Here is a 19,784-nt window from a genome sequence, read left to right as displayed (position 1 = left end):
AAATTTACCATGGACCGCAATTTCGCGCTTGAAGCTGTGCGTGTGACGGAAGCGGCGGCGCTGGCAGCTTCGGTGCTGATGGGGCGCGGCGATGAAAAAGCCGCCGACCAGGTGGCGGTCAACGCGATGCGCCAGGCGCTCAATGGTCTCACAATCGAAGGCACGGTTGTAATCGGTGAAGGTGAACGCGACAAAGCGCCGATGCTCTATATCGGTGAAAAAGTCGGCACTGGCTACGGGCCTGCGGTGGATATCGCGCTCGATCCGCTGGAAGGAACAACGTTGTGCGCAACGGGTGGGCCGAACTCGCTGGCCGTGGTGGCTATGGCGGAAAAGAACGGCTTCCTGCATGCGCCAGACGTTTATATGAACAAAATCGCTGTGGGCGGCGGTCTGCCGGAAGGCGTGATCGATCTGGACAATACGCCAGCGGTCAACCTGAAGAATCTTGCTAAGGCCAAAAACTGCGAAGTATCCGATCTCGTGGTCTGCATCCTGAAGCGTGAGCGCCATGAAGAGATTATTGCGAAAGTACGTGAAGCAGGTGCGCGTATCCAGCTGATCACGGACGGTGACGTAGCAGGTGTGATTGCGACCTCGCGCAAGGATACGGGTATCGACATGTATATGGGCATCGGCGGCGCGCCGGAGGGCGTGCTTGCTGCGGCAGCATTGCGCTGCATCGGCGGCCAGTTCCAGGGACGCCTGATTTTTGCCAGCGAAGAAGAAAAAGCACGTGCAAAACGTATGGGCATTGAAGATTTAGGCCGCAAATATACGCTGATGGATCTGGCGGGCGGCGAAGACGTCATGTTCGCGGCGACCGGCGTAACGGACGGTTCCATGCTGCGCGGTGTGCGCCGTTTCCCGGGTGGAGCCCATACCCATTCGATCATCATGCGTTCGCGCACAGGCACGGTCCGTGTGATCGAAGCGGAGCATAATTTCGTGCGCAAGACCTGGGTCGATCCTCAATAACGGTCACTCATCATTATTATGAAAGGGCGGTTTTCAGGAATGGAAACCGCCCTTTTTGCTGATGGCGGGATTAATTTTCTATCCGGGTAATAGTTTCAGACGGCCAAAAGGTTAATGTTATACCCTGTAGCCTATAGGTTTACGCTTCATCTTTTATTTGTACCTAAACTGTGGTATATTAAGCTTCTAAGCCAGAGATAGCGCCGGAAAAGATCGCCTGTGCACCTGTCCAATTTCTTAACATTTGCATAAAATTTTAACTAATTTTTATTTATAAGATGATTTCTGTTAAAAATGTGCTATAGTGACATTGTCTTGGCAAGTTGGTCTAACTACACAAGGGATGAAGAATATGACGAAAAAGCCTGCTAACGAATTCAAAGTCGGCAATTATGTAGTTTACCCTACACACGGAGTAGGCAAAATCCTTGCAGAAGAAACACAAAAAATCGGGGAAGTTTCCCTGAAGGTTTTTGTGATCTCCTTCGAGAAAGATAAAATGACCTTGCGCGTGCCGGTGCATAGAGCAACCGCTGCGGGCCTGCGCAATATCAGCTCCAACGATGAAATCCTGAAAGCGTTCACCACGCTTAAGGGCCGCGCACGCACTTCGCGTGGCATGTGGAGCCGTCGAGCTCAGGAATATGAAGCAAAGATCAATTCCGGCAACCTGATTTCCGTTGCTGAAGTGGTCCGCGACCTGCATCGCAACGTCGATCAGTCCGAACGTTCCTACAGCGAACGTATGATTTATGAATCGGCTTTCTCCCGCCTGACCTGCGAGCTGGCAGCGGCTGAGAAGCTCGATGCGAAAGAAGCGACCGAAAAACTGCTTGGCGTGCTGAAACAGCAGGCTGCAGCGTAACGAAATTTACCTTTCAGTTCTTAAGCCCTCCCGTGCGTATTGCCGGGAGGGTTTTTTTATGCGCGGTGTTCCCACGGATTTTTTTATTTAATAGATGCCAGCCTTCTGTAATTCGGCTATAGAGGATACTTGCCTGCGGCGGCAGCCAGTGTCAGCCCGGGCATCGGAGCAAATGCGCAGTGATTAAATGGCGAAGTTGAACAATTTCTTTATAAGGCTTCTGGTCGGTACGGTCAGCACGGCGTTTACCGTTCTGGTGATCGGCATGCTGCTGGTGATCGGCCTGTTCTTTCATTACAGCAGCGATCTGCCCGATTACCGGGAACTTGCCAAATACGATCCGGAAACAACAACGCGTCTTTATGCGGCTGATGGCAAGCTGATGGCGGAATATGCCATGCAGAAGCGCGTCTTTATTCCGTTCAAATATATGCCCAAGCGCCTGGTTGAAGCGTTCATCTCAGCCGAGGATAAAAATTTCTACTCCAATAACGGCATTGATGTTTATGGCATCGCGCGCGCCTCGCTGCAGAATATCGAAGGATTGCTCGGCCATGGTCATCTGGTTTCCGGCGGTTCGACCATCACGCAGCAGGTGGTGAAGAACTTTCTGCTGACGCCGGAAAAGTCGCTTGCGCGTAAGGTCAAGGAAGCGATTCTTGCTTACCGCATCACGCAGGTTTACAGCAAGGACCGTATCATGGAGCTGTACCTGAACGAAATCTACCTCGGCAAGGGTTCTTACGGTGTCGCGGCGGCGGCGCTTAACTATTTCAATAAACCGCTGGACGATCTGAACATCGAAGAAACGGCGTTTCTGGCAGCCATGCCGCAGGCGCCGGGGCGTAGCGACCCGGCTCAGCATTATGAACGTGCGAAAGAACGCCGCGATTATGTGATCAACCGCATGCTGGATGACGGTTACATCACCGCTGCTGAAGCGCGTGCGGCGATTGCGCAGCCGATCACGCTCAAGGTACGCGATAAGGCGGAAATTGCCAATGCGGATTTCTTCTCGGAAGAAGTGCGCCGTGAAATCGCCGCCAAATACGGCAATGACACGCTGTATAAGGGCGGGCTGTATATCAAGACGACGCTGAACCCCACGCTGCAGGAATATGCAGATGCGGGGTTACGTTATGCGCTGCAAAGCTACGATCACCGTCACGGTTATCGCGGACCGATCGCGCATATGCAGCATTTCCAGCACTGGCAGAAGGATCTGGATACGATTGAAGTCAATAAGCGAATTCCTTTGTTTGACGGCGAACGCCTATCGCTGGTGGCGGATGTGGCGCATAACAAGGTGACGGTGTACTTCTCCAATAACACCAAGGGCACGCTGGATAAGGACTCGCTCAAATGGACGCATGAAAAAGGGCTGGCGATCGGTGATGTGATCATCGTCGCGCCGACTGCTAAGAAAGAAGTGTATGAAGTGCACCAGATACCGGCGGTGAACGGTGCGCTGATCGTCATGGACCCATATAATGGCAGGGTGCTGGCCATGTCGGGCGGTTACAGCTATGGCGGCACGGAATTCAACCGCGCGACGCAGGCACGCCGCCAGCCCGGTTCATCCTTCAAGCCGTTTGTGTACCTGACCGCGATGGAGAACGGGTTCACTCCGGCTTCGATCGTGGTGGATGCGCCGGTGGAGATCAGCCAGGGTTCCGGCATGCCGGTATGGAAGCCGGAAAATTATCATGGCGGATATCTGGGGCCGGCCACATTGCGCACGGCACTGGAAAAGTCGCGTAACGCCATGACGGTGCGGCTTGCGCAGATGCTTGGCCTGGATAAGATCATCGAGCTGGGCAAACGTTTCGGCATTTACGACAAGCTGCCCAATGAATTCTCCCTGGTACTCGGCGCGCAGGAAACCACGCTGATCCGTCTGGCGAATGCTTATTCGATGCTCGATAATGGCGGCAAACGCGTTTCGCCCTGGATGATCGACCGTATTGACGATAAGACCGGCAAGACCATTTTCCGGCACGATACACGGCCCTGCACGGGTTGTCTGCTGGATGGCATGGCGCAGGTCAGTGAGGCTTCCAAGCCGCCTGTGTTGCCGGATAACCGCGTGCAGATCGCAGATAACCGGGCCGTTTATCAGATCGTTTCGATGATGCAGGGCGTCGTCGAGCATGGAACGGGCTACGCAGCGCATAAACTTGGCAAGGTGCTGGCGGGCAAGACCGGTACGACGAATGACAGTAAAGATACCTGGTTCATCGGGTTCTCGCCGGATCTCGTGGCGGGGATCTATGTCGGTTACGACCAGCCCAAGACGCTGGGACGGCGCGAAACCGGTGCGAGCGTGGCGCTGCCCGGCTTTATCAAATTCATGGAACAGGCGCTTAAAGAGGAGCCCTCCAAGCCCTTCAACGTTCCGCCGGGTATTACGTTCGCGCCGATCGATATCCTGACGGGGCTGCCGCCGATACCGGGCACGACGGACCGTATCGTGATGGAAGCCTTCAAGGAAAACGAAGTGCCGGGTCAGGGCGGCGAGGAGGTTCCGAAGGTTCCGGACAGCCAGAAGCTGCAGCCGCAGCCAGGAGCGCCGGATTATACTTTCCCGTCCGAGCAGCAATCCGCTCCGCCGCCTGCCGAATACATGCCCAAGCCTGATAGCAGTACTTACGGCGGTGCATATCTTCCGCCTTCGCGTTATGAACGACGCGGCAGCGAAGGCACGGGCGGTTTATACTAGCGACTTTAAATCTCTTGTTTTGTAAGGCGGATTCGCGTTAAAGTATTGTCTGTCCTATAACAGAACGGTGGCTGGCATGTTTGAGGCGTTTTTCGGTGAGCGCGGCAGGAAGATCGGCAATCTTTTCGTCTCCAGCTTCCAGCTATTGGGCAATGAAGAAACCGTTAAGCTGATTACAGCTCGACTTATTTTTACGGTTGTCTGCCATCTTCTGGTGTTGTTCGTTCTGTTCTCCCTTACTTACGATTATCATGCGGGGTTAGGAATTCTCGGCCTCTTCGTGCTGCTGCTCTTTATCTATCCGTATAGTTTTCTGTTTCACCTGAATAAGCGCGCCTGCCAGACCTGGGTGGCGTACGGCAAACTCACGGGAAGCGACACGCCCATTATAGAAGCCCAAAAGGTTGCCAAAGAGCGCAAATGGCCGCTGCGCATGTTTGCCGTGGTGGAAATTGCGCTGGCGAAAGCCAATAGTTCGGAATCGAATAATAACGGCGTGCTTGGATTTCTGATCGCTGCGGCTCTGGCGGCGCTGGAAGGGCTTTATGATGTTGCCGAGTCCTATCTGCTGCCTGCCATCATCATTGAGCGGCTCCCCATTAAGGATGCGGCGGGAAAACTGCGCCAATTGAAACAGAACGTGCCGGAAGCGCTGGCAGGTGCATTCGGGATGGACGTGTTCGGCGGAGTGGTGTCTGCCATGCTGATGGCGCTTTATTTCGGTATACTGCTGATAGCGGGGATTGCCTCCTACCTGCTGCCGCCTTATATTCCCATAGAGTGGGTGACGACTTTCAATGCAAATCAGGGAACGCCTTTCTTCCTTTACCTGCTGCCGCTTTACGTGGCCGGGGTGCTGATTTCACTGATGCACAGCATTATCAAGATTCTCGTGAGTTCGCTCAAAGCCACGTATTTCGCTGTATTTTATACGGCTGTGAACCGTCCGCACCAGCTTTCGCCGGGCATGCAGGAAAAGGTCGTGCGTTATTTGCGCCTGGAATAGGCGGAATATTTATCTTTACAGGGCTTTGCGGATCGCGCTATACGGGGAAACCGTATAGATTCTGGGGATTGTCATGAAAGCAGAGATTATAAACCTGGCTAAGCGAATTGAGCAGTCGCAGGCCCAACTGCGGAGGTATCTTTGACTGGGATAATGCCCTTCGCCGTCTGGACGAATTAAACAGCCTCACTTCCGATCCCGGCCTGTGGAATGATGCCAAGCACGCGCAAACCCTGCTGCGTGAGCGCAATCACCTGTCGGAACTCATCGGCAATTACCAGGAACTGGATAAAACCGCCAAGGATAGCCTTGAGCTTGCCGAGATGGGCGAAGCGGAAGGGGATAACTCCATTGTGAGCGATGCGGAAGCGGAGCTTGGCAAGGTGGCCGACAAACTGCGGCGCCTGGAGCTGGAAAGCCTGCTGTCCGGTGAAGCGGATGCGAATGACTGTTTCATTGAAATCCACCCCGGTGCGGGCGGTACGGAAAGCCAGGACTGGGCCTCGATATTGCTGCGCATGTATATGCGCTGGGCGGAAAAAGCCGGATTCAAGATGGAATTGATCGACGAGCAGGCGGGCGAAGAAGCGGGCATTAAATCCGCCACGATTAAGGTTTCCGGCCATAATGCATATGGCTGGGCGAAGACGGAGTCCGGTGTGCACCGGCTTGTGCGTATCTCGCCGTTCGACAGCAATGCGCGCCGCCATACGAGTTTTGCGAGCGTCTGGGTTTATCCGATGGTGGATGATACGATTGAAGTCGAAATCAATGAAAAGGACCTGCGCGTGGACACATTTCGTGCTTCGGGGGCAGGCGGCCAGCACGTGAACAAGACTGACAGCGCTATTCGCATCACGCATATGCCGACGAATATCGTCGTACAGTGCCAGACATCGCGTTCCCAGCATAAGAACCGCGCCGAGGCTTATTCCATGCTGCGCGCGCGATTGTATGAGCTGGAGCTGCAGAAGCGCGAAGAGAAGGCCAATGCGCTTAATGCCACCAAGACGGATAATGCCTGGGGGCACCAGATACGCTCCTACGTGCTGCATCCGTACCAGATGATCAAAGACCTGCGCACCGATGTGGAAACCAGCAATACGCAGGCCGTGCTGGACGGAGATCTGGAAGCGTTCATGTCCGCTGCACTTGCCGACCGCGTGAAGGGCAAAAGCGAGATGCTGGAAGGGAACTAGTTTAATTGCTCCAGCTGCGGCCTACTGGCCTTAGCAGTGCGCTTTAAAACTTCCATTGTGCCAGAACCTGTCCCGTATATCCGGCATAGCTTGAAGCTCTGTCCGTATCCACCTGAGCGGTCAGGGAAAAATCTTTGGTCTTGCTTATATTGACTGCGCCACCGAAGTTATAGTTATTGCGTTCCAGGCTTTCGCCGGTGGTGGTAAAGTTTGTGCCTCCGCCGACAAAGGCGGCTGTCGAATCGATGCCGTTATTATGAAATTCATGTCTCCATGCCGTATGGACTGAAGGGCGTAGGGTGTATTCCCCATATTCAGCCTCAGTGGCAAGTTTTGCCCCTATAACACTGCGCACACGTGTGGCGGATGCCGAATCTACGCTGAGCGACAAAGCTCCCGCACCCGTTTCCGTATAATCGTCCTGGTGCATATAATTTATTTCCATGCCTGCTGTTGGTGTGAGTGTCCATTGATCTTTGATCGCGATTGGAACGCCGGCGGTCAGGCGTGCCGCAACCTGATCGCCATTGAAGCTTCCCTGCGCCACTCCGGAAACAATGGTGTCACGTGAAGTATCGAACCGCTGGCGTGCATAAGCGGTCATGCCCTCCATATACCATTTGCCGAAATCGCGGCTGGTATAGCCGGTAATTTGATAGCTGCCTATTTTTGTGCTGTCACCTGAGCGGTAATCATGCATGGATACGTCGGTTTCTGCGTATGCCAGTGCTACCCCGCCGACCCATTTATAACCCAGGAGCGTATCCCCTCCAACCACCATTCCGCCTGTTTTGGAGGTGTATCCGGCAAAGCCGTCTTTCATTCCCTGGTTATCGTATGAGCCAATGACTTTTGCCCATACGCTATGTTTTTTGGAAACATCGCCGGACAAGGTCTCTGCCAGATCGCCATTGTCGGCAACCTGTATGGACTTGCCATTAAACAAATCATCCGCAGCCGTGGTTGTATAACCTTGCGAACGTAACCCTTCAAGCCTGGTCTCAACGCTATCGAGTGAGCCACTGACAGTTTGGGTGGACGCCTGGGCTATTGCGGTGTTGGTCTGGGGGGCAATATGCTGCAAGGCATTATGCTGTTCGTCTGTGCTCATGCCCTGTAACGTTGTAATCACGTTTGCCATATCTCCTGTGGCAGTGCTGGTAATGCTGTCGAGCATTGCAGCGGCCTCGTTGCTGGAAGGCGATGCGTTAGGTGAAAAACTTGATCCGGTGATGGATGCGCTAAGCGTTACAATGCTTGAAAGGATAACACTATCCCACGGTGCCCATACGGAGGTTGGGCTTGCAATCGGTATATAGGTAAACCTGTAGGTTCCCGGTGTAAGGCCCGTGATCTGGACACCCTGCCATGTCTGTACCGTGCCGTTCGTATTCACTGCGACCAGTGAGGTGCCGTCGGTAAAAAAGTTAGTGGTGCCATCTACCAGTCCACCGGGCTTGGTTGAGGTCAGTAAGGTGAAGGGTGTGGTTGACGAAAATGAGTTCCCTATGCCTACCAGGGACATGCTGCCTTCAGTATAGGTTGCCTGGGCAGGGGAATGATAGGTGCCATACCAGAAGTCCACGGTTCCTGCGCCTGCGCTTTCATAGCCCACGGATACGGTATGCGCCCATCCGCTCTGTGCAAACAATACTGCCGGTAATGCAGATAAAGCGATTATCTTTTTTATTACACGAGCATGAATGGGCATATTTCCATCCTCTATGATTTTATGTAGTTGGGAATAATGGTGAAATATACAACCATTCAGTGTTATTTGTACTTGAAATAATACCGTATCTGCTGATTGATCACCTGCGTTGCATTGTCGCAACATTTTGATTGGAGAAATATTCGATATATCAACCAGGGCGGGTGATTTTACTGAAACTGTATTCTTAGCGAACAGTTCTCGGTATTGGCGTAGGTACTGCTGGCGGTGTTGTAATATTTGCCGGTGGCGTCGATACAGTTATTTGCGGACATGGTGGTCACTTCCGTGCCTCCGCCGCCCGGTGGAGAAATAGGGGTAGTGACTGTATCGAGTGCAAATACAGTGCCGGTTCCGGGCATTCCATCGTCGATTTTCTTGTCGAACATGGCTGCTTCCACGGGAGTAATATTATTCGTACTGCCAAGGTCGGCGGAGTTTTTGACCTTATTGACGCCGGTCAGAATGAAATAATTGACCGTTGCGCTGGAGCCGACCGTGAAGAAATTACCATGACCGAATTTGGCTTCGGGTAGGATTTCATTCACATAAGAGCTGGTAGAAGTGACTGTCGGAGGCTGGGAGCCGCTATAGGAGCCGCCGGTCGTCGTGGCGCCGCTGATGGTGACATGCGCACCGCCTGCGCCGTACATACCGTCTACCATGCCAGCCTGTGACAGATGCAGGAAGAACATGACCACTTCACCGGCAAAATTGGCGCCTCCTACCCAAGGGCTGGTATTCCATCCTTCGATGATGCCGTTTCCATCGCCGCAGCCGATGGCATCCTGCAGGGTTCCGGTTATATAGTACAGATTAAAGCGGCTTGCTTTCTCGCCCGGAATGTCACCCGGCAGGTAGCCGTATTTCGTCTCGAATGCATTAGCAGCGGAATTGAACTGATTCAGTTGCGCTACGGTGCTGTTGACGCGGGCGGTGCGGATAAGATCGCGACCGACGAAAATACTGCCTGTGATGAGGCCGATGACTACAAGCACTATAGCCAGTTCCAGCAGCGTAAAGCCCTGCATGCGACATGCAGAATTGCGGATAGCAGATGATGTGCGTTTCGGGCTCATACGAGGAATATCTTTATTAACGTATTCCTAGCCTATCTCAGTGGCTTGCACAAGATTTCTCAGGCATGCCCGACATAGCTGGTCAATCTGCTGATGTCGATCCCGTAGGAACTGGCGGCCTGTTTCCATTTGATGGCATTGTCCGGCTCGAAGATCAGTTCGCGCGTTGCCGGAACCGTAATCCAGCTATTGGCTTCCATCTCCGCTTCCAGCTGGCCTGCGCCCCAGGCGGCGTAACCGAGCGCGAGGATGCGGTCTTTAGGGCCGTTACCCTGAGCAATATCGCGCAGCACATGGATGGACGAGGATACGGCGATGTTGCCTGTGGTCAGCAGAGTGTCGCTGTAGGGGATATCGTCGAAGTGGTAAATAACGAAGCCGCGATTGATTTCCACCGGACCGCCATAATGCACGGGCAGGTGCTCCACACTCGCGCTGCTATCAATGGAAAGCTGCTCGAACAGATCCTTGTAGCTGATATTTTCAATGATGTGATTGATGATGAAGCCCATCGCCCCTTCCTCGTCATGCGAGAACATGAGGATGACGGCGCGCGAAAAAGCCGGAGCAGATACGAGAGGCGTGGCTATCAGTAACCTGCTGGTAAGGTAACCTCCCGGGGGAATAACCTCCGACTTGGCCGCATTACTGCTATTGGAGCTTGTATCCATATACGGGCATTCTAGCACAAAAGGTGCTAGTTGGTATATGAATTTTTCTCCAATGCCTGATCGTAAAAACTTCTTAACATGTCCTTAACTTCCTCAGGATTCTCGCTTTGATTGGCCTTGAAGCGGAATTCCGAGGAGTTATGCAGGCCGGACGAATACCAGCCGATATGCTTGCGCGCCACCCGCACGCCATTGACCGTGCCGTAGAGCGCGAGCATGTCGTTATAATGTTCGAGCACGATATCGCGCTGTTCTTCAAGCGAGGGAGCAGGGCGTTTCTCACCGGTTTTCAGGTAATGACAGACCTGACCCGGGAACCACGGCCTTCCGTAGCTGCCGCGGCCGATCATGACGCCGTCCGCGCCGGATTCCTTCACGGCGTTATCCACGTCTTCATACGTTGTGATGTCACCGTTAACGACGACGGGCAGGTTCACCGCTTCCTTGACACTACGCACGAATGCCCAGTCGGCGGAGCCTTTATACATCTGGCAGCGCGTGCGGCCATGCACGGTGATCATCTTGATCCCGCATTCTTCCGCGATTTTCGCCATTTTCGGGGCATTCAGGCTGTTATGGTCCCACCCCATGCGCATTTTCAGCGTGACCGGAATTTTTACGGCCTTCACCGTGGCTTCCAATATCTTTGCGGCCAGCGGCTCGTTGCGCATCAGGGCGGAGCCTGCCTCGCCGTTCACGACTTTCTTCACCGGGCAGCCGAAATTAATGTCGATAATCTGTGCGCCGCGATCTTCGTTGAGTTTGGCGGCTTCAGCCATGACTTCCGGCTCACAGCCTGCAAGCTGCACGGCCATGGGGAATTCGTCTGGCGTATGGCTCGCCATGCGCAGGCTGTTGCGGGTTTCCAGGATCATGGCGCGGCTTGCGATCATTTCCGAGACGACCATGCCGACATCGAACCGCTTCACTAAGCGGCGAAACGGCAGGTCGGAAACGCCTGTCATTGGGGCGAGCAATACCGGATGCTCCAGTGCTATCGAGTCGATTTTGATCATAAAGCTTAATGGCTGTTTAATTTCGTGGCGCAGTGATTAGCATATTTCAGCGTTTTTCGCAACCGGCGGGTTTTTCGCTGTCGGGAGGGCAGGGAGTGCCGGGCGCTGAAGTGGGAGTGTTTTTGTTAACTGATTGCTCTGGCTGCGTTATTTGCGGATGAAGCGCATGCTCAAATGTTCCCATCAGCTTGAGGATGATGAAAGCGATGACCAGACCTATCATGGCAGCGGTGAACCAGTGGCCTTTGCGGGTCAGCCGGTCTTCGCCGGTTTCTGCGTTCGGCAGCATCGTTTCCAGCCACTCGAACAGTTCCAGCGTTGCTTCCGGATGGGTGGAAAATGCGCCGGAGCGTTCCTCCTGCACGGAGAAAGTCGCTTTCTTATCGCCATCATAGCGAATCGTGATGCGGTTTGCGCCGATCCGCATCTGCGTAATTTCCACAAATGTGATGTCGGTGATTCTTCCCTTGCCGGAACGCGTGCGTTCCTGAAATATAAGCCGTTGATTGGTAAGCCAGAGTTTGGCTTGCGAATACTGGAAAAAGACGGAGTCGATATCCAGCTCCATCCGTTCCCGGGGTTTCAGCGGTATGGGAATGGTGTTTTGCATAGAACGTTATGCCTTGCGCGTGATGGCGTAAAGCGCCACAGCGGCGGCATTGGACACGTTCAGGCTTTCCATGGCGGAAGCAATCGGCAGGCGTACGCGCACGTCGCAGCGTTCGGCGGTCAGGCGGCGCATGCCGCTGCCTTCCGCGCCGAGCACGAGCGCTGTTTTATGGTCGAGTTTTGCTTCGTCCAGCGTCTGCTTTGCTTCGCCTTCCAGCCCTGCGCACCAGAAGCCATGTTTTTTAATCAGCTCGATCGCCTGCGCGAGGTTGGTGACGGCAATAAGCGGCACGATCTCCATACCGCCGGAGGAGGCTTTGGCCATGACAGCGGATTCCTGCGGGGCGTGGTCACGCGTGACGATCACGGCTCCGGCACCGAATGCGGCGGCGGTGCGCAGTATCGCACCTACGTTATGCGGATCGGTCACCTGGTCAAGCAGCAGCAGGGGCTTGTGCTCCTTCAGCCCGGCAAGATACATCTCCAGCGAGAGCTCCGGCAGCGGCTTGACTTCCATCGCCACGCCCTGATGCACGGCGTCAGCGGGCAGGAGTTTGCTCAGTTCCTGCGGTGTTACGATCTGGGGGGTAATTCCGCGTTTACGGCATTCCTGCACTAGTTTTTCGGCAGCGGGTTTGGTGGCAGCCAGGCGTTTAATTTCGCGGCGCCCATTAGCCAGTGCCGCGCGAACGGCGTGCAGCCCATAAAGCCAGTAAGCGCGCGTTTTTGCATCGTGATGTTCCGGTTTCGATTTACGCTGTTGCATCCAAATCCCATTAATTTAGCGATAAATCCGTATATTAGTATTTAACAAACTGAAAAGAAAGCATTATTGTTTTCAGAAATTCATCTTTTATTTACTATTGCGTGCTATATTGCACTATAATGGCAGGTGTTAGACCCGGCAGTCCACTTTTGAGAAGGTGCTACTACGATGATGATGACGTTTGAAAATACTCCGTTATACCAGTTACGCGAATGGCATGTAGCCGGGGTCAGTCCACTGAATTTCTTTGCGCATTTCGGCAAGGCGCTGTATCGCAGCCCGTTATTTCCCATGAGCTATACGCATGCGGGGCGCCATGCTGCCGCTGCTTCCGAGCTGATCGAGCGCGTGACGCGCCAATACGGCAAGCCGGAATTCGGCATTACCCATACCGAGATTAACGGCAAGAAAGTGGCCGTTCATGAGGAATATGTAGCGCAGAAAACTTTCTGCAACCTGATCCATTTCGTGCGTGACACGAAAGTGCAAAGCCCGAAACTGCTGATCGTTGCGCCGATGTCGGGACACCATGCGACGCTCTTACGCGGTACGGTGGAAGCCATGCTGCCGCACGCGGATGTCTATATTACGGACTGGCTGGATGCGCGCAATGTGCCGCTCTATGAAGGCCGCTTCGACATGGAAGACCATCTCTCTTATACGATCGAATTCATGCGCCAGCTTGCGCCCGATCTGCATGTAATGGCGGTGTGCCAGCCTTCCGTTTCGGTATTTGCCGCGGCCGCTATCATGAATGCGCAGAAGGACCCGCTTTCCCCGCGTTCGATCACGTTGATCGGCGGACCGATCGACACGCGTGAGAACCCCACGGAAGTCTGTAAACTGGCCAAGAAACATAATTTGAGCTGGTTTGAATCCAATCTGATTACGCGTGTGCCCATTAACCATACGGGCTTTATGCGTCGCGTTTATCCGGGCTTCATGCAGCTGATGAGCTTTCTGTCGCTGAATCTGGAGCGCCATATCGATTCGCACATGCAGTTCTTCAATCACCTTGTGCAGGGGGACGGCGAAAGCGCGGAAGTGCACCGCAAATTCTATGACGAATATCTCTCTGTGATCGACCTGCCGGCTGAATTCTATCTGCAGTCGGTGGATATCGTGTTCCAGCGCCATCTGCTGCCCAAGGGCGAGATGACGTATAAAGGCGATATCATCAATCCGGCAGCCATCAACAAAACAGCGATGCTGTGTCTGGAAGGTTCGCTTGACGATATTTCCGGTCCGGGCCAGACCCGTGTGGCGATGGATCTCACGAAGGGGCTCGCCGCTTCCAAGAAGAAATACCACCTGGAAGAAGGCGTCGGCCATTACGGCATCTTCAACGGCCGCAAATTCCGCAATAACGTGCTGCCCATCATCGTGGATTTCATGAAAGAGCAGGGTAAGTAATTTAAGCGACTACTCAGCACCGGTTCTCGTAAGGGGGCCGGTGCTTTGTATTTGAACCATTGTAATGGTTCATGTTTTCCCGGTTTTTCGATGAAAAGGGTGACAATCCGGCCCAAATGCGCTATATTGAATCTTCATTCCTAATTCAAAACGATGATGGTTTTGCTTATGCAAAAAGATTCCAGAATTTTTGACGATTTTGCCAAGCTTGCTTCCGGCGCTGTGGGCACATTTTCCGATATAAAACAGGAAATTGAAGCGGCAGTTATGGACAAGATGGAAAAATTGCTGCACCGCATGCAACTGGTCAAACGCGAAGAATTTGAAGTCGTGCGTCTGATGGCAGAAAAAGCGCGTGCAGAGCAGGAGCGGCTGGAAGAAAGAATTCACCGGCTGGAAAAGCGCTTCGAAAAAGGCGGCTGCTCTGAGTAAGCGATTATTGGGGATCGTTCCTGCGTCGGTCTGCTGACCGGACTGTTATTCTTTGTATCTCTTTCAAACATCCACAAGGTGTAAAATCCATTGCCGGAGAGGGGCTTTCGCCTGTATGAATGGCAGGTGAATTAACCTGTTTTTGCAAGATTTGTCCCTATGTCTCTGGTTCGCGCTTCCGCTACAATCGGCTCCCTGACCCTCGTTTCCCGTATATTTGGCTTTGTTCGCGACATGATGATCGCGTCGATGCTGGGGGCGGGTATTATGTCGGACGCATTCATTGTCGCATTCAAGCTTCCCAATTTCATGCGCAGGCTGTTTGCCGAAGGGGCTTTTAATTCTGCATTCCTGCCGCTTTATGCGGGAACGGTGGCGACGGAAGGGCCGGAAACGGCGCGTACGCTTGTGGAGGAAATCCATGCGGTGCTGGTTTCGATATTGTTCGTTCTGTGCGTGCTGGCGGTGATCTTCATGCCGCAGGTGATGTATGTGCTCGCGCCAGGATTCGATAAAGATCCGCAGAAATATGAACTGGCGGTGACGCTCACGCGCATTACATTCCCCTATATTCTGTTCATTTCGCTGGTTTCGTTGCAGGGAGGGCTGCTCAATAGCATCGATAAATTTGCGGCTGTGGCGGCGACGCCCATCATCATGAATGTCTGCTTTATTATTGCGATGCTGATATTCACTCCCTTTACGCCCACGGCGGCGCATGCGCTGGCAATCGGCGTGATTTTCTCCGGTGTGACGCAATATTGGTGGCTGCAATATTACTGCCGCAAGGCTGGCGTTGCGCCGCGCATGATCATGCCGCGCATGACGGGCAATGTGAAGAAGCTGTTCTCTCTCATCGGCCCGGCGGCGCTGGGTTCCAGCGTGGCGCAGATCAATCTGCTTATCGACACGCAGATCGGCACGCTGATTCCGAAAGCGCCATCTTTTCTCTATTACGCGGACCGTATCAGTGAATTGCCGCTGGGCGTGATCGGTATTGCCGTTTCCACGGCGTTGCTGCCGATGCTTTCGCGCCAGATCCGCACCGGTGACATCGCCCATGCACTGCACACGCAGAACCGGGCGCTGGAGCTGGCTTTCCTGTTCGGTATCCCGGCTGCGGTCGCGTTAATGGTCATTCCAGAGCCAATTATTGCCGTTATTTACCAGCGCGGCGCGTTCAGTGCACAGGATACAATCGCGACATTCCACACGCTCATTGCTTATGCGTGCGGCCTGCCGGCATTCCTGATGGTCAAGGTTTTTGCGTCCACCTTCTATGCCAATCAGGATACGAAAACGCCGGTAAAAATCGCCATTATCTGCGTGTTCATTAACCTGTTCTTCAATCTCACGCTTATGGGGCCGATGCAATATGTCGGCCTAGCGTTGTCCACCTCCATTGCGGGGTGGGTGAATGCGTTCGCGTTGGGGTACCAATTGCATAAGCGTTCGCTGTTCGTGGCCGATACGATGTTTAAGTTCCGCATGAGCCGCCTTATTCTCGCTGCTATATTAATGGGAGGAGCGCTGTTACCTGCCCAGCATCTGCTGATGGCGTATTTCACCGGCAAACTCGTCGTTAAAGTATGCGCTCTAACCGGACTGATTGCAGTGGGCGGCGGCGTGTATGGCGGTATGCTGCTGGTGTTAAAGGTGCTGAATCCTGCCCAGCTGCGTGAGTACTTTAAAAGACGCTAACAAAAAAAGCCGCCGGTTGTAAAACCTGGCGGCTTTTGAAGCGGTGAGCTGGCTTTTTACTGTTTGTTACAGCCGATAGAAGTCATTTCCTGTTCGGCGCGGTGCTTCATGTTCGTGGAGCTATGGCCGAATTTCACGACGATCTGCTTCAGGATCACGCAGGCTTCGCGGTCTTTCTTCATGACGTTGAGCGACATGGCCAGGCGCAGCAGGTTATCCGGGGCTTTCGGGCCGGTCGGCATGGCTTCGTAGCCGCGGCGGAAATCGTCGGCGGCGTGCACATAATCCTTCTGCACGTAATAGGTTTCACCTTCCCAATAGTAAGCGTTACCGATCAGCGGGTCTTTCGGGTAGCGTTTGGTGAACGCATTGAATCCTGCGCCGGATTCAGCGTATTTGCTCTGGTTCAGCAACTGGTAGGAATAGTTGTAAAGTTCGCGTGACGTGCCGAATTCCGGCACATTGACAGAGGAAGCTTCGCCGCCGGAAGTTTCCACGGGCTTAAGCTGGCCCGAATCCTGCACCGGGCCGTCCGAAGGGTTTGGCGTATTCTGAGGCTGCTGTTGAGCCTGCTGCTGGTTCTTTTCCAGCGCATCGAAACGGAACTGGTTGTCCTTGTTCTGCTTTTCCATCTGGGTCTTGAGCTGCTTATTCTCGAACGATACCTGTTCGACCCTGCCTTGCAGGCCGCGGATTTCCTCTTCCAGCTGGGATATTTTGACCTGGAGTCTTGCGACGTTGACGTCGGCACTGGATTCGGAATCGTCCTCAGCGTGGATTGCCGCCGGTGCCCAAAGCAGAAAAGAGGCGGAGAGAATCGAGGTAACGGCAAGGCGTGAAATGTTCATAAGCATCCAACCCTTAAGTAAAAAATTGCATAAAAAAATCCCGCCTCCATTAACTACCCTAAGTTGGGTCGATTAACAAGAGGCGGGATTGTTTTTTACCAAACGGCTTACTGAGCGGTCTTAACCGTTACAGCGCGGCGGTTCTGGCTCCAAGCGGATTCGTCATCGCCGATAACAGCGGGACGTTCTTTGCCGTAGGAGATCGTCTGGATACGGCTAGCGCTTACGCCGAGGCTAACGAGGTAGTTCTTCGCAGCGTTTGCACGGCGTTCACCCAGAGCGAGGTTGTATTCGCGGGTGCCACGTTCGTCGCAATGACCTTCGATGGTCACGTTCATGCCGGAGTGAGCTTTCAGGTAATCAGCCTGCTTCTGCAGGGTGGTCTGGCCGTCGGAATCAACTACGGAGCTGTCGAAAGCGAAGAATACGCGATCGCTAACCTGGTGCTTGTCGCCATCCAGGTAGCCCATGCTGCTGGAGCTGCCAGCGCCCATTTCGCTGCCATTGCCGGAAGCGTCGCCGCCAGCTTTCGGACCGGATTCGCACGCAGCGAGCAGGGCCACAGCGGAAAGAGCCGCAAGTAATTTAATAGAAAGTTTCATGATTTTTCCCCCAAAGGATTAATTTGTTACGCATTCTGACCGCTTTGACCCAGGCAAAGTGAAAGTCATTGCCTCCACCTAATATGGGGGACTGCTATAAAAATCAACCGTTTTTTACGGGAAAAAGCACGAATTATGCGCTTCGTTGTTGTGTGTGCAACAAATCAGGCGTTAACAAATGCTTACGGTTTCAGAGAGGGATTGAGTGTGTATTTGCCCACCACTTCCCCTTCCGCAAGCGTATGCTTCTTGATGGCCTGTATCACAGCGGGACCGGTGGCTTTCAGACCCGGGATTCCGAGTGTGGCAACGTCCAGTGCAAAGACCTTGAAATGATAATGGTGCACGAGCGTGTCGTTCCAGGGCGGGCAGGGGCCGTCATAACCGGCATATACGCCTTTGCGTTCCGGGTCGGTGGCAAAATAAGGGGCATAATCGTTCACGCCGCGGGTGCCGTAAGAAGTGTCGATGACGGATTTACCGTTTTTCACCAGCGCGTCACTATCCGTATAGGCGGGAATCATGGTTTTGGTGGCAGGGATATCGAACAAAATCCAGTGATAGAAGTTCTTGCGCGGCATTGTCGCGGCAATGGTTTTGCCTTCCCGGCCCGCATCTTCGAAGTTCGTCGGCACGTCCGTATCCACCATAACTATAGCATAGGATTTGGTGCCTTCCGGTCCTTTGGACCAGGCGATGCCTACGCTTTTGTCCGGTCCGTCCTTCACATGCAAGCTGCCTGCTGCGGGTACGCAGAATGCGTAAGTCGGCTCAATATAGCCGCCCGGGCCGATTCCCTCAACGGTAACGGTCAATGCAGGGGCTTCCGCGATGGCAGGGGAAACCGGCATATATAAGGTTGCAAAGCCGAGAAATGCGGTGTAAAGGACGCGTTTCATTGGATTCTCCTCCTTTTTTCGGGTATTCTAGCGACTATGACTGAAATGGCAACAACGGATAATAGAATAAACCTCATCGGGCTCTCACGCGAAGAGTTGGCGCAGACGCTGGCCGATGCGGGGGCGGAAAAGTTCCGTGCCAAGCAGGTCTGGCAATGGCTGTATGCGCACGGCGTGCAGGATTTTTCACGCATGACCAGCATCTCGAAATCGCGCCAGGCTGCGTTTGAAGAACGTTTTATTATCGAGCGTCCCGGAGTGGACCGCGAATTGCGTTCCGAGGACGGCACGCGCAAATGGCTGTTGAAATTTTCCGACGGCAATAAAGCGGAAAGTGTGCATATTCCGGAAGAGGATCGCGGCGCGCTGTGCGTTTCATCGCAGGTGGGCTGCACGCTGAGCTGCACTTTCTGCCATACGGGCACGATGAAGCTGGTGCGCAATCTGACGGCAGCGGAAATCGTCGGTCAGGTGCTGATTGCGCGCGATAGTCTCGGCGAATGGCCTGCGCCGCAGGAAAACCGCCTGCTGTCTAATATTGTCATGATGGGGATGGGAGAGCCGCTCTATAATTATGACCAGGTGGCCAAGGCGCTCAATATCATTATGGACCCGGAAGGTATCGCAATTTCAAAGCGCCGTATTACGCTTTCCACTTCAGGCGTTGTGCCGATGATCGAGCGTTGCGGCGAAGAGCTTGGCGTGAATCTGGCGGTTTCGCTGCATGCGGTGCGCGACGATCTGCGTAATGAGATTGTGCCGCTCAATAAAAAATATCCGATCGCGCAATTGCTGGAAGCATGCCGCAATTACCCGGCAGCAAGCAATTCACGCCGCATTACGTTTGAATATGTGATGCTCAAGGGGGTAAATGATACGGATGCGGATGCGCGTGAGCTTGTCCGCCTGCTGAGTGACATCCATGCCAAGGTTAACCTGATTCCGTTCAATCCGTGGCCGGGCGCACCTTACGAGTGCTCTTCCAACAACCGCATCCACGCCTTTGCCGAAATCCTCAATGATGCGGGCTATTCCTCTCCCGTGCGCACGCCGCGCGGACGCGATATCTTTGCAGCTTGCGGGCAGCTGAAATCCGATTCGGAGAGGAAAAAGGGCGAGAAAGTCAAACTCCACTAAAAATCGGTTCACTATCTCTACTGCGGCGTGCTGCAAATAGCATTTTCCTGCGCTTCGTTGCGCACGTACTTAATGTACGCTTGCGCTACGATGCTCAAAAAATACTATTTTCGCTATGCCGCAGCGAGATATT

18 protein-coding genes are annotated in these 19,784 nt (G+C 53.6%); 9 read left to right on the top strand and 9 right to left on the bottom strand.

Going from position 1 to position 19,784, the window contains the following annotated elements; translation table 11 throughout:
• The first annotated feature begins 9 nt into the window (after positions 1-9).
• From glpX to prfB, 5 genes are all read left to right on the top strand, one after another.
• Positions 10-978: a class II fructose-bisphosphatase gene (gene glpX, locus VFT64_06710; GenBank protein HEU5047516.1), complete on the top strand. Its 969-nt coding sequence runs from the start codon at positions 10-12 to the stop codon at positions 976-978.
• Positions 979-1,321: 343 nt separating this feature from the next.
• Positions 1,322-1,843, top strand: a complete 522-nt coding sequence (locus VFT64_06705; protein ID HEU5047515.1) for a CarD family transcriptional regulator — start codon at positions 1,322-1,324, stop codon at positions 1,841-1,843.
• A gap of 187 nt (positions 1,844-2,030) precedes the next feature.
• A complete protein-coding gene (locus VFT64_06700; protein ID HEU5047514.1) occupies positions 2,031-4,562 on the top strand; it encodes a penicillin-binding protein 1A in 2,532 nt (843 codons plus the stop codon).
• Between the two features lie 76 nt (positions 4,563-4,638).
• Entirely contained in the window at positions 4,639-5,568 is a 930-nt protein-coding gene (locus VFT64_06695; GenBank protein ID HEU5047513.1) for a hypothetical protein, read from the top strand.
• Positions 5,569-5,641: 73 nt separating this feature from the next.
• Positions 5,642-6,767, top strand: a protein-coding gene (gene prfB, locus VFT64_06690) for a peptide chain release factor 2 (GenBank protein ID HEU5047512.1) whose coding sequence is annotated in 2 segments (ribosomal slippage) — positions 5,642-5,710 and positions 5,712-6,767 — 1,125 coding nt in all. Because the reading frame shifts where the segments join, the coding sequence is not laid out codon by codon here.
• Between the two features lie 43 nt (positions 6,768-6,810).
• Here the strand turns inward: prfB and VFT64_06685 are convergent.
• The 6 genes from VFT64_06685 to rlmB all read right to left on the bottom strand — a co-directional run bounded on the left by VFT64_06685 (position 6,811) and on the right by rlmB (position 12,619).
• Positions 6,811-8,478, bottom strand: a complete 1,668-nt coding sequence (locus tag VFT64_06685; protein HEU5047511.1) for an autotransporter outer membrane beta-barrel domain-containing protein — start codon at positions 8,476-8,478, stop codon at positions 6,811-6,813.
• A gap of 170 nt (positions 8,479-8,648) precedes the next feature.
• Complete coding sequence (locus VFT64_06680) at positions 8,649-9,557, bottom strand: prepilin-type N-terminal cleavage/methylation domain-containing protein (protein HEU5047510.1); 909 nt, start codon at positions 9,555-9,557, stop codon at positions 8,649-8,651.
• A gap of 59 nt (positions 9,558-9,616) precedes the next feature.
• Positions 9,617-10,228 (bottom strand): YqgE/AlgH family protein, encoded by a 612-nt coding sequence (locus VFT64_06675; protein HEU5047509.1) that lies wholly within the window; start codon positions 10,226-10,228, stop codon positions 9,617-9,619.
• 26 nt (positions 10,229-10,254) lie between these two features.
• Positions 10,255-11,244, bottom strand: a complete 990-nt coding sequence (gene dusB, locus VFT64_06670) for a tRNA dihydrouridine synthase DusB (protein HEU5047508.1) — start codon at positions 11,242-11,244, stop codon at positions 10,255-10,257.
• 46 nt (positions 11,245-11,290) lie between these two features.
• Positions 11,291-11,854: a hypothetical protein gene (locus VFT64_06665; protein ID HEU5047507.1), complete on the bottom strand. Its 564-nt coding sequence runs from the start codon at positions 11,852-11,854 to the stop codon at positions 11,291-11,293.
• 6 nt (positions 11,855-11,860) lie between these two features.
• The gene (gene rlmB / locus VFT64_06660; protein HEU5047506.1) at positions 11,861-12,619 is read right to left on the bottom strand and encodes a 23S rRNA (guanosine(2251)-2'-O)-methyltransferase RlmB; all 759 of its coding nucleotides are present in this window, start codon (positions 12,617-12,619) and stop codon (positions 11,861-11,863) included.
• Positions 12,620-12,787: 168 nt separating this feature from the next.
• Here rlmB and phaZ point away from each other — a divergent pair, with 168 nt between their 5' ends.
• From phaZ to murJ, 3 genes are all read left to right on the top strand, one after another.
• Entirely contained in the window at positions 12,788-14,032 is a 1,245-nt protein-coding gene (phaZ, locus tag VFT64_06655; protein ID HEU5047505.1) for a polyhydroxyalkanoate depolymerase, read from the top strand.
• A 168-nt stretch (positions 14,033-14,200) separates the two neighbouring features.
• Positions 14,201-14,464 carry an accessory factor UbiK family protein gene (locus tag VFT64_06650; GenBank protein ID HEU5047504.1) on the top strand — a complete coding sequence of 88 codons (264 nt, stop codon included), beginning with the start codon at positions 14,201-14,203 and terminating at the stop codon, positions 14,462-14,464.
• Positions 14,465-14,623: 159 nt separating this feature from the next.
• The gene (gene murJ, locus VFT64_06645) at positions 14,624-16,165 is read left to right on the top strand and encodes a murein biosynthesis integral membrane protein MurJ (protein ID HEU5047503.1); all 1,542 of its coding nucleotides are present in this window, start codon (positions 14,624-14,626) and stop codon (positions 16,163-16,165) included.
• Positions 16,166-16,221: 56 nt separating this feature from the next.
• Here murJ and ybgF read toward each other — a convergent pair whose 3' ends face one another.
• The 3 genes from ybgF to VFT64_06630 all read right to left on the bottom strand — a co-directional run bounded on the left by ybgF (position 16,222) and on the right by VFT64_06630 (position 18,514).
• On the bottom strand, positions 16,222-17,013 hold the full coding sequence (gene ybgF, locus VFT64_06640; GenBank protein HEU5047502.1) for a tol-pal system protein YbgF: 792 nt from the start codon (positions 17,011-17,013) through the stop codon (positions 16,222-16,224).
• A 107-nt stretch (positions 17,014-17,120) separates the two neighbouring features.
• Entirely contained in the window at positions 17,121-17,615 is a 495-nt protein-coding gene (pal, locus tag VFT64_06635; GenBank protein HEU5047501.1) for a peptidoglycan-associated lipoprotein Pal, read from the bottom strand.
• A 182-nt stretch (positions 17,616-17,797) separates the two neighbouring features.
• Positions 17,798-18,514, bottom strand: a complete 717-nt coding sequence (locus VFT64_06630; protein ID HEU5047500.1) for a YbhB/YbcL family Raf kinase inhibitor-like protein — start codon at positions 18,512-18,514, stop codon at positions 17,798-17,800.
• A gap of 36 nt (positions 18,515-18,550) precedes the next feature.
• Here VFT64_06630 and rlmN point away from each other — a divergent pair, with 36 nt between their 5' ends.
• Positions 18,551-19,651, top strand: a complete 1,101-nt coding sequence (gene rlmN / locus VFT64_06625) for a 23S rRNA (adenine(2503)-C(2))-methyltransferase RlmN (protein HEU5047499.1) — start codon at positions 18,551-18,553, stop codon at positions 19,649-19,651.
• Positions 19,652-19,784 lie beyond the last annotated feature (133 nt).

This window comes from Rickettsiales bacterium (assembly GCA_035765535.1).
Lineage (GTDB): Bacteria > Pseudomonadota > Alphaproteobacteria > Rickettsiales > JABCZZ01 > JABCZZ01.
The sequence above is the reverse complement of the archived record's forward strand: the minus strand, read 5'-3'. Positions and strand labels throughout refer to the sequence as shown.